Source organism: Stenotrophomonas sp. 22DLJC03, from assembly GCF_056861405.1.
In genome coordinates this window covers 57,147-71,516 of sequence record NZ_JBSPUG010000005.1, presented here as the reverse complement: position 1 = coordinate 71,516, position 14,370 = coordinate 57,147, and the positions used below count along the sequence as shown (strand labels likewise).

Annotated in this window: 14 protein-coding genes; 5 read left to right on the top strand and 9 right to left on the bottom strand. The window is 65.3% G+C overall.

Annotation, left to right across the window (positions count from 1 at the left end; genetic code table 11):
* Positions 1-2 precede the first annotated feature (2 nt).
* Together AC13GA_RS16850 and AC13GA_RS16845 are read left to right on the top strand one after the other, a co-directional pair.
* Positions 3-707, top strand: a complete 705-nt coding sequence (locus AC13GA_RS16850; RefSeq protein ID WP_337301917.1) for a PA1136 family autoinducer-binding transcriptional regulator — start codon at positions 3-5, stop codon at positions 705-707.
* A gap of 87 nt (positions 708-794) precedes the next feature.
* Positions 795-1,031, top strand: a complete 237-nt coding sequence (locus AC13GA_RS16845) for a hypothetical protein (RefSeq protein ID WP_253078891.1) — start codon at positions 795-797, stop codon at positions 1,029-1,031.
* A gap of 71 nt (positions 1,032-1,102) precedes the next feature.
* On the opposite strand, the gene AC13GA_RS16840 is transcribed toward AC13GA_RS16845, so the two are convergent.
* Positions 1,103-2,329, bottom strand: coding sequence for a cytochrome P450 (locus tag AC13GA_RS16840; RefSeq protein WP_482998576.1), 1,227 nt, complete (start codon positions 2,327-2,329; stop codon positions 1,103-1,105).
* A gap of 408 nt (positions 2,330-2,737) precedes the next feature.
* Here AC13GA_RS16840 and AC13GA_RS16835 point away from each other — a divergent pair, with 408 nt between their 5' ends.
* The gene (locus AC13GA_RS16835) at positions 2,738-3,592 is read left to right on the top strand and encodes an endonuclease/exonuclease/phosphatase family protein (RefSeq protein ID WP_426353796.1); all 855 of its coding nucleotides are present in this window, start codon (positions 2,738-2,740) and stop codon (positions 3,590-3,592) included.
* 20 nt (positions 3,593-3,612) lie between these two features.
* Here the strand turns inward: AC13GA_RS16835 and AC13GA_RS16830 are convergent, their stop codons facing one another.
* Positions 3,613-3,876, bottom strand: coding sequence for a hypothetical protein (locus tag AC13GA_RS16830; RefSeq protein WP_046983382.1), 264 nt, complete (start codon positions 3,874-3,876; stop codon positions 3,613-3,615).
* Positions 3,877-4,015: 139 nt separating this feature from the next.
* Here AC13GA_RS16830 and AC13GA_RS16825 point away from each other — a divergent pair, with 139 nt between their 5' ends.
* Positions 4,016-4,393, top strand: coding sequence for a VOC family protein (locus AC13GA_RS16825; RefSeq protein WP_136638807.1), 378 nt, complete (start codon positions 4,016-4,018; stop codon positions 4,391-4,393).
* A 42-nt stretch (positions 4,394-4,435) separates the two neighbouring features.
* On the opposite strand, the gene AC13GA_RS16820 is transcribed toward AC13GA_RS16825, so the two are convergent.
* The 6 genes from AC13GA_RS16820 to AC13GA_RS16795 form a co-directional block, all read right to left on the bottom strand.
* Positions 4,436-5,857 carry an efflux transporter outer membrane subunit gene (locus tag AC13GA_RS16820; protein WP_004153207.1) on the bottom strand — a complete coding sequence of 474 codons (1,422 nt, stop codon included), beginning with the start codon at positions 5,855-5,857 and terminating at the stop codon, positions 4,436-4,438.
* The gene (locus AC13GA_RS16815) at positions 5,851-6,588 is read right to left on the bottom strand and encodes an SDR family oxidoreductase (RefSeq protein ID WP_012510730.1); all 738 of its coding nucleotides are present in this window, start codon (positions 6,586-6,588) and stop codon (positions 5,851-5,853) included. Before AC13GA_RS16815 ends, AC13GA_RS16820 begins: the two co-directional genes overlap by 7 nt.
* Positions 6,589-6,652: 64 nt before the next feature.
* On the bottom strand, positions 6,653-9,823 hold the full coding sequence (locus AC13GA_RS16810) for an efflux RND transporter permease subunit (protein WP_012510729.1): 3,171 nt from the start codon (positions 9,821-9,823) through the stop codon (positions 6,653-6,655).
* A 112-nt stretch (positions 9,824-9,935) separates the two neighbouring features.
* Positions 9,936-11,162, bottom strand: a complete 1,227-nt coding sequence (locus tag AC13GA_RS16805; RefSeq protein WP_482998575.1) for an efflux RND transporter periplasmic adaptor subunit — start codon at positions 11,160-11,162, stop codon at positions 9,936-9,938.
* 91 nt (positions 11,163-11,253) lie between these two features.
* A complete protein-coding gene (locus AC13GA_RS16800; RefSeq protein ID WP_032969666.1) occupies positions 11,254-12,024 on the bottom strand; it encodes an SDR family NAD(P)-dependent oxidoreductase in 771 nt (256 codons plus the stop codon).
* Positions 12,021-12,248 carry a hypothetical protein gene (locus AC13GA_RS16795; protein WP_012510726.1) on the bottom strand — a complete coding sequence of 76 codons (228 nt, stop codon included), beginning with the start codon at positions 12,246-12,248 and terminating at the stop codon, positions 12,021-12,023. Before AC13GA_RS16795 ends, AC13GA_RS16800 begins: the two co-directional genes overlap by 4 nt.
* 147 nt (positions 12,249-12,395) lie before the next feature.
* Between AC13GA_RS16795 and AC13GA_RS16790 the strand changes: the two genes are divergently transcribed.
* Positions 12,396-13,427 carry a LysR family transcriptional regulator gene (locus AC13GA_RS16790; protein ID WP_046983384.1) on the top strand — a complete coding sequence of 344 codons (1,032 nt, stop codon included), beginning with the start codon at positions 12,396-12,398 and terminating at the stop codon, positions 13,425-13,427.
* A gap of 211 nt (positions 13,428-13,638) precedes the next feature.
* Here AC13GA_RS16790 and AC13GA_RS16785 read toward each other — a convergent pair whose 3' ends face one another.
* Positions 13,639-14,334, bottom strand: a complete 696-nt coding sequence (locus AC13GA_RS16785) for a YiaD family glycine zipper/OmpA-like lipoprotein (RefSeq protein WP_012510724.1) — start codon at positions 14,332-14,334, stop codon at positions 13,639-13,641.
* Positions 14,335-14,370: the final 36 nt, after the last annotated feature.

Here is a 14,370-nt window from a genome sequence, read left to right as displayed (position 1 = left end):
CGATGGCCGAGCTGGTGCAGGCACTGCTTGGCCTTGAAAACGCCCACTCGCTGGCTGCGGTGGGCGCGTTACTGCGCGGCGTCGCCGCGCCACTTGGCTACGATCGTGTGCTGGTATTCGCCACCGGCACCGGGCTGGAGCGCGACGCGCAGCGCGTGTACTGGATAGAGGGCGACTGGCTCGGCGATGGCAACGATACCGACCTTGCCCGCTACCTGCACACCTGTCCGGTCAATCGCCACGTACTGGACAGCGATGCACCGTTCTTCTGGAGCAAGCGCCAGGGCGTGCGCGGCGAACGCTACCAGGTGGTAAAGCAGCCACGTGGCGAGGGCCTGCACGGTCTGCAGGTGCCGGTGTTCGGCACCACCGGTCTGGAGGGTGCGATCAGCTTCGCCGGGACCGCGATCGATGCCTCCGCACGCGCGCGCCTGCTGCTGGAGGCTGTTGCGACCGCAGCATTCCGCACGGCGCGACGATTGGCCGAAGCCCCCGCCGAACTGCCGGCCGGCGCACTGAGCACGCGCGAACGCGAAGTGCTGCGTTGGGTCGCCGCGGGCCGTCGCCAGGCCGAGATCGCCGCCACGCTGGGGTTGTCCGCACGCACCGTGGAAAACCACCTGCGGCGCGCACGCCAGCGCCTGGGCGTGGCGACCACCGCGCAGGCGGTACGCGCTGCCAGCCGTCGCGGCGAGATCGAGGACTGATCCCGGCAAGGCACTTCCGGCAGTCGGATTCACGTGTTACACACGCCATGCGCATGTGCGCGATTGCAGAAAGCAAGGATGATGCTTATGAAACTGCAACTGGCCGCGATGGCCGCTCTGGTAGTGGCAACTGCGACCCTGGCCCCGATGGCGGACGCCCGTCCGGGTGGGGGCGGCCCGGAGAACACGAACTGCGTTCCAGTGAAGATGGGGCCCTACTACCATCAGCGCTGTGAAGTAACGTACTTCGACGAGAACGGCCAACCGTACGTCCGCGTGTACTGGATTGACCAGAATGGCCAGTGGTACCTCCCGGCCGACTGAGCGACTGTATCTTCAATTCACCGGGTGGGCGTCCATCGCCCGCCCGGTCTCCACGGCTGCAGCTACGGTCTTCAAGCGCGACGTGGCGTCAGCGTGCCGATGAAATCGACGGGGATCGCGAACCCTTCCAGCTGCATCCACGGGGCCGGCTGATCCTGTACCTCCAGTTCGAAATCACGCGTCACCAGCGCACAGAACAACAGCAGCTGTGCATGGCCGACCGCGCTGCCGATGCACGCACGCGAAGAAAAACCGAACGGGACGTAGGCCCCCTTGTTCGGCTGCCGGCGCTCGGGCAACCAGCGGTCCGGATCGAAGCTATCAGGCGACTGCCAGTAGTCCGGCGAATGATGCTGGAAGTACGACGACAACTCATAGGCACCGCCCTTGCGGATGCAGACCCCGTCAATATCGATGTCATGCGACGCCGGGCGATGCAGGGCGAACAACCCAGGCCACAACCGCAGGGTTTCCTTGACGAAGCGCGATGTGCACGGCAACGACTTGATCGGCAGCGCATACAGTTCGTCCGTGCTGAGCGTGGAAGTCTCCTCGCGGATCCGAGCATGCCACTGCGGGAAGCGGTGCATGGCATACAGCAGGCTGGCGGCAGTGATGCCCGGTAACCCCGACATGCCAGCCAGCACCATCGACACCAGGTAAGCCACGCGGTCCACACCCACTCGCTGTAGCAATGGCAGCAGCGATTGCAGGAAGTCTTCGCGTGGTTGCGTCTCGCAAGACCGGCGGCGGAGATGGCGTGACACCGTGCGCGCCGCGCGGCGGGAAAGGTGGAAATCGATGACGCGCCGCCAGAACGAGAAGTTCTGCAGCACGATGGCGTTGTAGCGGGTCTTCTGCTCGCCGATGAGCGCATCGACATCGGATCGGCTGAGGCCGTCGATCAGCAATGGCAGCAACGACTGCGAGATCGTCCACCAACTCAGCGCGCTCAGGTCATGTGGGCGGCCTGCACGTTCGGCGAGGAAACCCTGCATGCGTGCATACAGCGAGCGCATGTGCGCCGGGCTGGCCAGCCGTCCGGCCTGTTCGCTCAACAACGCCCGCACTTCGCGCCACGCAACCGGATCCTTGGCGCTGCGCAGGCCAAGAAAATCGATCAACGAATCCGGCACGGTATGCCGGTCGGTATTGGCCTTGTCGATCTTTACCGCCAGTGCCGGGTCGAAGATGCCAACCACATCATTCTGGAACCGCAGTACCGGTCCTTCGCGCCGCACCCGCTCAAGCAGGTCGTCGATGGACACGACTTCCGCATCCGCTGCACGCTCATCCATGCCCCTCTCCTGAGGCCAGGGATGGCCATCGGCCATCCCTGGCGATGTGTCATCGAATACACGGAGTCCTTGCGCTCAGAAGATGTTCCAGTAGCGGTACTTGGAACGGATGCACTGCGTGGAATTGTCCGAACGCAGGTTCAGCGATACCTGAAGAGCGCGAATCAATCGTGTCATGGCACAGCTCCTTGTCGATCCATTGTGGGTTGCTGTTGCGGGTGCCGGAATCAACGGCCCGGCAGCGCCGTTCTAGCACGCGAACCCGCGCAGGCAGGTCAATACGCCGTCAACGTTGACCTGAATACGCTGGGGACAGCCAGCGGATACCGCCAGCGCGGGCACACCCAGGAACCGGCAATCCATGCGATGCTCCGTGAAACCGTTTTCATGGAATGGAGGGATTCCACGATGTTGTCGCGTTTCCACCGCTCTGCACTGTGTGCGCTGTTGGCGCTTGCGCTGCCTGCCGTCGCCTGGGCTGCCACACCTGCACCACTGAAAGTGATGTCATTCAATGTCCGCACCCCAGCTGATACCGAGCCCGGTAAACGTTGGCCGGACCGTCGCGATGCCATGGTCAAGGTCATCCTCGATGCACACCCGGCCGTGATCGGCACCCAGGAACTGGTGAAGGAGCAGGCCGACTACCTGTCCGAGCACCTGCCCGGTTACCGCTGGTTCGGCGAAGGCCGCCGCGGTGGAAGCGGTGACGAACACATGGGCGTGTTCTACGACAGCACGGTGCTGGCCATCGAGGAGTCCGGCAACTTCTGGCTGTCCGATACGCCCGACGTGCCCGGCAGCATCAGCTGGGGCAACCTGTATCCGCGCATGGTCACCTGGGCCCTGTTCCGGCGCCTGGATGATGGCCGTCGTTTCTACTTCATGGATACCCACCTGCCCTACCGCGACGAAGACGAACCACGCCGGGTGAAGGGTGCCGAACTGATCGGCAAGCGCCTGGCGTTGCTGCCGGCCGACCTGCCGGTGGTGCTGACCGGAGACTTCAACAGCGAACCGGGCGGCGACACCTACAAGGCGTTTACCCGCGTGCTGCAGGACACCCGTCCCCAGGTGAAGGCGCCGCAGGGCCCGCGCCTGACCTTCCACGACTTCACCGGCAAGGCCACCTCCCAGCTGGATTGGGTGCTGGTGCGTGGTTTCCATGCGCGCAGCTTCCTCACCGATGACCGGCGCGTCGATGGCGTGCTGCCGTCCGATCATTTCCCGCTGGTGGTCGAGCTGGACTGGCCGGCACACTGAAACCCATGCGGCAGCCGCGACTACGGTGGCGGCTGCCGTGACAACAGGCGATACAACGCCTGATGCTGGTTGCGCGCCTGGCAGATGCGCGCGCCGATCGCCAGGAACACGGAGATGCCGATCAGGCCCAGCCCCAGCATCTGATCCGGCAGGCGCACGAAGCCGATCGCAGCCGCCATCGTAGCCAACACCATCAGCACTACGACCGCTACCGACAGCCCTGCGCCAGGCGGTCCCGGATCACCAAACAGCATGCGCTGGGTATCGCGTTTGTCATCGCTCATCGCCTTCCCTCCTTGAATCTGCCCCACTAGTTACACCGCGGGCCCCGGTTCTGGCAGAGTCAGAAACGTCATGACTGTGACAACGTCCACAGCACGCGACGCGCTACCCTTCCTCCATTCCCGAACTGTGGAGAAGGGCATGGCACACCAGAGCCGCCTGGCCGGATTCATCATCGACTGCGAGGGCATTCCCCCCGACGAAGGCGCACGCTTCTGGGCCGCCGCGCTTGGCCTGAAGGCGCAACCCGCCTATGCCGAAGGCGGCGCCGAGTACGCCGACCTGCAGGGCGCACCCGCGGGCCTTAACGTGGAAGTGCAACGTGTCGATCACCCTTCACGGGTGCACCTGGACATCGAGAGCGACGACATCGACGCCGAGGCCGACCGCCTGGAGAAGCTTGGCGCGCGCCGGATTGGCTTCGTCAAACGCTGGTGGGTCATGGAAGCGCCCACCGGGCATCGCTTCTGCATCGTACACATGCGCGAGCGTGAGGTATCGGCCAATCACTGGCCCTGAAAGCAGAAGGGGACGGAAGCCACTGCGTCCGTCCCCTCCGGTTTACTGCACCTGCGCCACGCTGGGTTGCTGCGGCGATTGCCCCCAGCCGCCCAGCGCCTTGTACACACCCACTACGCTGACATTGACCTCGGCTTCGGCCGCGGCCAATGCATCATCAGCGGACAGCTGGGTGCGCTGTGCATCGAGCAGGGTCAGGAAGTCTTCCGAACCTTCGCGGTAGCGGATCTGCGCCAGCGACTCGGCGCGCCGTGCCGCCTGCGCCTGCTCGACCACGATGGCCAGGCGCGCCTGCTGCTTGGAATAGCGGGTCAGCGCGTTCTCGGTGTCTTCCAGTGCCAGCAGCACGGCCTGTTCGTACTGCGCGGCCACACCTTCGGCCTCGGCCTTGCTGGCACGCAGGCGTGCACGCACAGTGCCGAAGTCGAACGCCGCCCAGCTCAACGACGGGGTCAGCGACCAGGCCTTGTTGTTGCCGTTGACCAGACCGCTGGCGTCACCCCCAAGGAAACCGACGAAGCCGGACAGCGACAGCCGCGGGAACAGATCGGCAGTGGCCACGCCCACACGTGCGGTCGCCGCCGCCAGGCGACGCTCGGCCACGCGCACGTCGGCACGCTGGCGCAGCAGCTCGCGGGTATCACCCAGCGGCAACGCCTTGGCATAGGCCGGCACTTCGTGCGGTGCCAGCATCGCGGTCAGCGTCTCCGGACGCTGGCCCAGCAGCACCGCCAGTCGGTTGCGCGACTGCGTCTCGGCCACTTCCAGCAGCGGAATATCGGCCTCGATCGCCTTCAGCCGTGCACGGCTGCTCTGCACGTCCAGCTCGCTGCCGGCGCCCAGTTCCCAGCGCGCCTCGGTCAGCTTCTGCGTTTCGCGCAGATTGACGAGAGTGTGCTGGGCCACGGCGATGCGCTTCTGCGTGCCGCGCAGCTCGAAGTAGTTGCGTGCCACTTCGGCGGCGACCAGCACCTGCGCGTCGGCCAGGTTGGCCTGCTCGGCATCGAGGTCGGCACGCGCGGCTTCTGCAGCACGGCGCTTGCGGCCGAACAGATCCAGCTCCCAGCCCGCATCGAAGCCGAGCTGGTAGCTTTCACTGAACACCCGCTGCCCACCCAGCTGCGGATCGGGTTGCTTGCGGCGATCATAGCTGCCGCCTGCGGTGACATGCGGCGCCTGGTCGAAGCGACTCTCGACGAACACCGCACGGGCCTGGCTGACGCGGGCCACGGCCACACGCAGGTCCAGGTTGTCCGACAGTGCGCCATGCACCAGCTCTTCCAGCACCGGATCATCGAACTGCGCCCACCAGCTGGCGACTGGCGAGGTGGTGCTGAATACCGGCTGCTGCGCACCCTGCAGGACCACCGGTTCCTGCACCGGCGCCTTGTAGTTCGGGCCGACGCTGACACAGCCTGCCAGCACCAGGCTGGAGACGGCCATCGCCAACGTGCGGATCACCATGGCAGCACCTCACCCAGGTAAGTGAAGCTGCCGTTCGGACCTTCATGGCCGATCAGTGCCATCTGCACGCTGGAGCGCGCGCCTTCGCTGATCTCGATCTCGCCGTGGCCGCCGTTCATATCGGTTTTCACGTAACCCGGATGCACGGTGTTGACCTTGATCTGGGTGCTGCGCAGTTCATGGGCCAGCGCCAGTGTCCAGCTGTTCACCGCCGCCTTGGAGGCGTTGTACGCCGGAATCTTGAAATCGTAGATGCCCGAAGTCGGATCAGCGTGCAGGGTCTGCGAACCGAGCATGCTGGATACGTTGACGATGCGCCCGGACTTGGCCTGCCTGACCAGCGGCAGGAAGGCCTGGGTCACCGCCACCAGCGCGTACACGTTGGTGTCGAAGGTGCGCTTCCAGGTATCCAGCGACTGTTCGGACGGCGCCTGCGCCGGGTTCTCGATCATGATGCCGGCGTTGTTGACCAGGATATCCAGGCGCCCGTGGCGTTGGCGTACCTGCTCGACCGCTTCGGCGATGCTGGCCGCGTCGGTCACGTCCAGCTGGATGGCCTCCACCGGCAGGCCCTCGGCCTGCAGCTTCAGTGCCTGCTCGACGGCGGTCTCGCGCTTGCGGCCGGCCAGCAGCGTGTGCACGCCGGCCTGGGCCAGCTGGCGCACGGTCTCGGCGCCGATGCCGCGGGTAGCGCCGGTGACCAGCGCGATCTTGTTCTGATGGGAGTTCATGGATTCATGCCTTGTGAGGGGAAAGTCGCCGCCGGCCAGTGACCGGCGGCGACGGGGTTCCATGTCAGTGATGGATGGTCGGCTCGCCGTGCTGCACCAGCTTGCCACCACCATTGCGGGTGACGAACTTGCGCAGGGCAACGTAGAAGACCGGCGTCAGGAACAAGCCGAACAGGGTCACGCCCAGCATGCCGGCGAACACGGTGATACCGGTCACCGAGCGCACTTCGGCACCCGCACCATGCGACAGCACCAGCGGCACCGTGCCGGCGATGAACGCGATGGAGGTCATCACGATCGGGCGCAGACGCAGGCGGCAGGCTTCCAGTGCCGATTCAACGATGCCCTTGCCGCCCATCTCCAGCTCTCTGGCGAATTCGACGATCAGGATCGCGTTCTTGCACGCCAGGCCCATCAACACCACCAGGCCGACCTGCACGAACACGTTGTTGTCACCGCCGGTCAGCCACACGCCGAACAGCGCGGACAGCAGGGTCATCGGCACGATCAGGATCACCGCCAGCGGCAGCGACCAGCTCTCGTACAGCGCGGCCAGCACCAGGAAGGCCAGCATGATCGCCACAGGGAACACGATGAAGGCAGCCTTGCCCTGGGTTGCCTGCTGGTAGCTCAGGTCGGTCCATTCGGTGGTCATGCCCACCGGCAGCACCTTGCCGGCGATCTCGGTCAGCTTGTTCATCGCCTCGGCCGAAGACAGCAGGCGCGGGTCGGCTTCACCAGCCAGGTCCGCCGCCGGGTAGCCGTTGAAGCGCAGCACCGGGTCCGGGCCGAAGGTCTGCTTGATGGTGACCATCGAACCGATCGGCACCATCTCGCCACGGTCGTTGCGGGTACGCAGCTTGCCGATGTCTTCGACGCTCTCGCGGAACGGGCCGTCGGCCTGGGCGATCACCTGCCAGGTACGACCGAACTGGTTGAAGTCATTGACGTAGGCCGAACCGAGATAGGTCTGCAGCGTGTCGAACAGCTCGGTGAGCTGCACGCCCTGCGCCTTGGCCTTGACGCGATCCACTTCAGCATCCAGCTGCGGCACATTGGCCTGGTAGCTGCTGATCGGGAAGGCCATGCCCGGGGTCTGCGCGACGGTACCCTGCATCGCCTGCACGGCGTTCTGCAGCGCACCGTAGCCCAGGTTGCCACGGTCCTCGATGAACATCTGGTAGCCGTTGCCGTTGCCCAGGCCAAGGATCGGCGGCGGCATCATCGCGAACGCGAAGCCCTCCTGCAGGCCGGCGATCTTCTGGTTGATCTCGGCGTTGATCTGCGCGGCGGTACGGCCATGACGCTCGGCGAACGGCTTGAGCGGAATGAATGCCACACCGGTGTTCGGGGTGTTGGTGAACTGCAGTGCGTTCAGGCCCGGGAACGAAATGGTGTGGGCCACGCCATCGGTTTCCTGGGCGATCTTGGCAACCTTGCGCAGCATTTCATCGGTACGCGCGATCGACGAGCCTTCCGGCAGCTTCACGCCCGCGATCAGGTACAGCTTGTCCTGGGTCGGGATGAAGCCCGGCGGCACCAGCTTGAAGATCACGCCGGTACCGACCAGCAGGATCGCGTAGACCACGAACACCGCACCGCGACGGCCGAGGATCTTCGACACGCCACGCTCGTACTTCTCCGAGCTGGACTTGAAGAAGCGGTTGAACGGACGGAACACCCAGCCGAACAGGCGGTCGATGATCCGGGTCGGAGCGTCCTTGGCCGCGTCATGCGGCTTCAACAGGCGCGCGGCCAGAGCCGGCGACAGGGTCAGCGAATTGATCGCCGAGATCACCGTGGAAATGGCGATGGTGACCGCGAACTGCTTGTAGAACTGGCCGGTGACACCGGACAGGAACGCCATCGGCACGAACACGGCACACAACACCAGCGCGATCGCCACGATCGGGCCTGACACCTCACGCATGGCCTGGTGTGCCGCCGCAGTGGGCGACAGGCCTTCCTCGATGTTGCGCTCGACGTTCTCCACCACCACGATCGCGTCGTCGACCACGATGCCGATCGCCAGCACCAGGCCGAACAGGCTCAGCGTATTGATCGAGAAGCCCAGCAGGTACAGCGCTGCGAAGGTACCCACCACCGACACCGGCACCGCGATCAACGGGATGATCGAAGCACGCCAGGTCTGCAGGAACAGGATCACCACCAGCACCACCAGGGCGATGGCTTCCAGCAGCGTGGAGACCACGGCCTTGATCGAATCGCGCACGAAGATGGTGGTGTCGTACACCGCTTCGTACTTCACGTCGGCCGGCATGGTCTTCTGCATCTCGTCCATCGTCGAGATGACCTGGTCACGGATCTCCAGTGCATTGGCACCCGGCGACTGGAAGATACCGATACCCACCGCGTTCTTGCCGTCCAGCTGCGAGCGCAGGGTGTAGTCACCGGCGCCCAGTTCCAGGCGGGCCACGTCGGCCAGGCGCACGATCTCGCCATCCACACCGCTCTTGAGCACGATGTCGCCAAATTCCTTCTCGGACTTGAGGCGGCCCTGGGCATTGATCAGGGTCAGGAACTGGCTGTTCGGCAGCGGTTCGGCGCCGAGCTGGCCGGCCGAGACCTGCACGTTCTGCTCGCGCATGGCGCGCACCACGTCACTGGCGGTCAGGCCGCGCGAGGCGACCTTGTCCGGGTCCAGCCAGGCACGCATGGCGTAGTCGCCACCACCGAAGATCTGCGCGTCACCCACGCCCGGAATACGCGCCAGCGCATCCTTGACGTGCAGGCGGGCGTAGTTGCGCAGGTACAGGGTGTCGTACTTGCCTTGCGGCGAGGTCAGGTGCACCACCATCAGGAAGGTCGGCGACTGCTTCTGCGTGGTCACGCCCTGCCGGCGCACGTCCTCGGGCAGGCGCGCCTGCGCCTGCGCCACGCGATTCTGCACCTTCACCGCGGCCGCGTCCGGGTCGGTGCCCGGGCGGAAGGTGACGGTCATCTGCAGCACGCCGTCGGAACCGGCAACCGACTTCAGGTACATCATGCCTTCGACGCCGTTGATTGCTTCTTCAAGCGGCGTGGCAACGGTCTCGGCAATGACCTTGGGGTTGGCGCCCGGATACACCGTGCGCACCACCACCGACGGCGGGACCACTTCCGGGTACTCGCTGATCGGCAGGATGGGAATTGTGATCAGGCCTGCGGCGAAGATCACGATCGACAGCACCGCCGCGAAGATCGGCCTGTCGATGAAGAAACGGGAAAAGTCCATGGAGGAATTCCTGGAAAAGGCGTTCGGCGGGCAACAGCCACCCTGCCCCTCGCCGATATGACGAAGGCAGGGAAGGCTGCCGCTGGCGCCGGCAGCTAAGCGGGGACGCGGTTCAGTGGTTCAGTGCAGCGGTGGCATCGCGACCCGGTGCCGGCGGCGCAGCCTGCGGCTGCATCGCCACGGCCTTGGCCTGCACCGGCATGCCCGGCATGAAGACCTTCTGCACGCCGTCGATGATCACCTTGTCGCCGGCGGCCAGGCCGTGTTCGACAATGCGCAGGCCGTCGGCGGTGCGGCCGAGCTGGATGTCACGGCGCTGGGCCTTGCCATCCTTGTCGACCACGTAGACGTACTTGCGATCCTGGTCGGTCAGTACCGCCTTGTCGTCGATCAGCAGGGCCTGGAACTGGCCGCTGCCGAGCAGCTGCACACGGGCGAACAGGCCCGGGGTGAACTGGCGGTCGGCATTGTCCAGCAGTGCACGGACACGGATGGTGCCGGTGCTGCGGGCCACCTGGTTGTCGAGGAAGTCGACCTTGCCCGAATGCGGGTAGCCCTCTTCGCCGGACAGGCCGACCTTCACCGGCAGATCGCTGTCACGCTCGCTCGGGCGTTCGCCCTTGCGTGCCATCTGTGCGTAGCGCAGGAAGGTGCTTTCGTCGGCATCGAAGTAGACGAACACGGTATCCAGCGACACCAGGGTGGTCAGCACGCTGGCGCTGTCGCCCGCAGTGACCAGGTTGCCAGCGGTGACCATCGCGCGGCCGGCACGGCCGTCGATCGGGGCCCGCACCTTGGTGAACTCCAGGTTGAGGCGAGCGGCATCCAGCGCCGCCTGCGCCGCCTGCACGGCCGCACCGGACTGATCGGCCGCAGCACGACGCTGCTCGGCCGTCTCGGTGGAAATGGCCTGCTGCTCGGACAGCCGCTTGGCACGCTCCGATTCGCTGCGGGCCAACGTCGCCTGGGTGCGGGCGCGGGCGAGTTCGGCAGCTGCGCGATCGTACTCGGCCTGGTAGCTGCGCGCGTCGATGGTGAAGAGCACTTCGCCCTTCTTCACTTCCTGGCCTTCGACGTAGTTGACCTTGTCGATGTAGCCGGACACGCGCGGACGCAGTTCAACGCTCTGCACCGCCTCGACGCGGCCGCTGAACTCGTCCCACTGGCTGACCTGCTTGACCAGGACCGGCGCGGCACTGACCTGCGGCGGCGGCGGTGCGCCCGCTTCTTCGGCGTGGCTGCCGCTGCAGGCCGCAAGCACGGCTGCGGCGAGGATCGACACGCCGACCATCGCGATGCGATGGCCGAAACGATGTGGGGTGGTATTGGGGGAAGTCATGGCATGCATCCGTACGGAGGGGTGGTACAGCTAGATGAGAACGTGTTGCAAAAACGGGCGGCGTATCCTGCGACCTCAACCATGGTCGAGGTCAAGCAACGCCGGCGGTATCGCGCCACAAAGGTGGAATTTCCAGGTGCAGCAGGCCACGCGGCAGTTCGGCATCACTGCTGTCACAACGGACGACGGCGCGGTTGTCGCGGCATCCATCCAGCAGCGAGACCACACGACGGCCGACCAGCAGCGAGCTCGGCCACTCGATGCAGGCATTGGCCGCGTTGGCCGGGGTACACACCGGGCTGCAGACTTCCAGCATCTGCGCGCGCACGCCGATCGCCTGCGCTTCCTGATGCACCACCTGCGCGTACATGCGCATCGCGGCAGCCGTGATCGAGCTTTCGCCGTAACCGGCCCACGGCTTGACGGCGGCCGGGCTACCGATCATCACGTAGCGACGTGCGTGCACGTTGTCCTGCAGCAACGGCAGCAGGTGGCGCACCGCGTGCACGTGCGGCATCAGGTCAGCCTGCAGCGCGCCGAGCAGTTCATTGCCATTGCGATCGACCACGCGACCGCGCCGGTAGGGACCGCCCATGGCCGCGATCACGGCGGCCAGCGGCCGTGGCCGCTGCGCGACCCGCTCGGCCAGCGCACGCGCCGAACCATCGTCGCTGAGCGAGCCGAGCAGCGTTTCCAGGCCTGGCTCATCGGCGAACTGCTCATGCAGCGCCGCCAGCCGGCCCGGATCGCGGCCGACCACCAGCACCGGGCTGCCGGCTTCCAGCAATGCGCCAACCACGCCCTGCCCCACGGCACCGGTGCCGCCGAGAACCAGAACTTCGGGCGTCAGCATCCCATTCACGGGACATTTCCTCCCAAATCCGGGATAGTCCCAATTCGGCGCAGTCGGTCGCCCTTGTGGGGAACCAGGCGGATGGCACCGCCACGCTGCTGACGCATGGGCGCGGTAAACTCACGGAAGTCCTTGTGTACCAAGGAACTCGGGCGGACTTCAACGGTCATTGCCAGGTCCAGGGTGCTCTGGCCGGCGTTCCGGAGACGGGCAAGAATGTTGCGCAGGCTCATGGCGGACGGGCTCCAAATAACGAATGGCGCCACGATAGACCTCAAACCTTTACTTGATTAGTCCTGATTAAGGGGAATAATCATCCCGCTCCCGGTCCAATCGTTCTGTCACGATTGTCCCATCCCCGACGTCCAGGATCCCAGACCATGTCCCACGATCTCAACGAGACGCTGATCTTCGTCAAAGTGGTCGAGCAAGGCAGTTTCATTGCCGCTGCCAAATCGCTCGGCCTGCCCAAGACCACGGTCAGCCGCAAGGTGCAGGAACTGGAGACGCGCCTGGGTGCGCGCCTGCTGCACCGGACCACGCGCCGCCTTGGCCTTACCGAAGCCGGCTCGATCTACCACGAGCACTGCCAGCGCATCGCGCGCGAACTGGAAGAAGCCGAAAGCGCGGTCAGCCAGCTGCAATCCGGCCCACGCGGCTGGCTTCGCTTCACCGTGCCCTATTCGATAGGCATCACCTGGATTGCACCGCTGCTGGGCCAGTTCCATGCGCAGTACCCGGAGATCCGGCTGGACATGCACATGGGCAACGAAAAGCTGGACCTGATCGCCGGCGAGGCGGACCTGGCCCTGCGCGTGGGTGCCCTGCCCGATTCCAACCTGGTGGCACGCAAGCTCGGCAGCCTGCGCACGCAGGTGTTCGCCAGCCCGGCCTACATCGAACGCTATGGTGAGCCGCTGCATCCGGAAGAGCTGCAATTCCATCGCATCCTGGCGATGCGCAAGCCGTACCACACCGGCAACTCGCCGCGCTTCACCTGGCAGCTGGGCGAGAATGGAGGCGAGTTGCGTGACTTCCCGGTCACCCCACTGATGACCGCCAACGACATGTCCGCGCTCAATGGTGCGCTGGTGTGTGGCGAAGGCCTGCTGTTGACCGGCGATGTGATGGCCAAGCCGTTCGTCGAATCAGGCATGGTGCGCCGCGTTCTGGCTGGCTGGACCGGGCCGGAGGTGGACTTCAATGCCGTGTTTGCCGGCGGCCGCCTGGTCTCGCCGAAGGTACGTGCATTCGTCGACTTCCTGGTCGAGAAGCTCAACTTCGACGCCAATTACATGCTGGCGCAGTGCCCGGGCGCGAAGCTGGCGCAGCAGCAGAAGGAAAAGGAAGACGCTGCGCTGGAAATCAGCGGCAAGCGGATCCTGGAAAAGGTCGCGGCTTCGGCGGCATGACCGGCTTTTGTAGAGTTGAGCCATGCTCGATTGCTGTTGGAACCGCGCCGACCAAGGTCGGCACCTACCAGGATAGCAGTCGAGCATGGCTCGACTCTACATGTGCTATCGGCTTGCCGAGCAAGCTCGGCACCCACAAAAATGCCGCCTGCAAGGGCGGCATTTTCGTTCCGGCCGATGGCCGGACCGGCTCAAGCAATAACGCGTAGCGTTATTGCTTGAGCGGAATCACGCGGATTTCGACGCGGCGGTTCTTGGCGCGGCCGGCATCGGTGCTGTTGTCGGCAATCGGGTACGACTTGCCAGCGCCCAGGGTTTCGATGCGCACGCTCTGCACACCCTGGCCAACCAGGTACTGCGCGACCGAGTCGGCACGTTCCTTGGACAGACGGTTGTTCACTGCGTCGCTGCCGATGCTGTCGGTGTGGCCAACCACTTCGATCATGGTCTGGTTGTAGTCACGCAGGGTACCTGCAACACCGTTGAGCGAGCCGTAGAACTGCGGCTTCAGGGTCGCCTTGCCGAAGTCGAAGGTGATGCCGTCCGGCAGGTTCAGCATGATGTTGTCGCCCTGGCGCTGCACATCGATGCCGGTGTTGGCGGTGCGCTCGCGCAGTGCACGTTCCTGACGGTCCTGGTACTGGCCAACAGCCGCGCCGCTGAGCGCGCCGATACCGGCGCCGATCAGCGCGTGCTGACGACGCTCCGTGGCGCTGTCACCGGTCAGCAGGCCGGCGGCCACGCCGATGGCGGTACCGATCAGCGCGTTGCGGCCGGTGCGGTTCTGCTGCTCGGTCGGGTTGCCGTACTGGTCACTCTGCACATAGGAGCCGCCGGTGGCGCAGGCCGACAGGACGGCCGCACTCATCAGGGCCAGTGCGACGTTGCGGGTGGTGTTGCGGATCATGGGGTTCTCCTTGGTTTCCGGTCGGGCCGGCGGCTT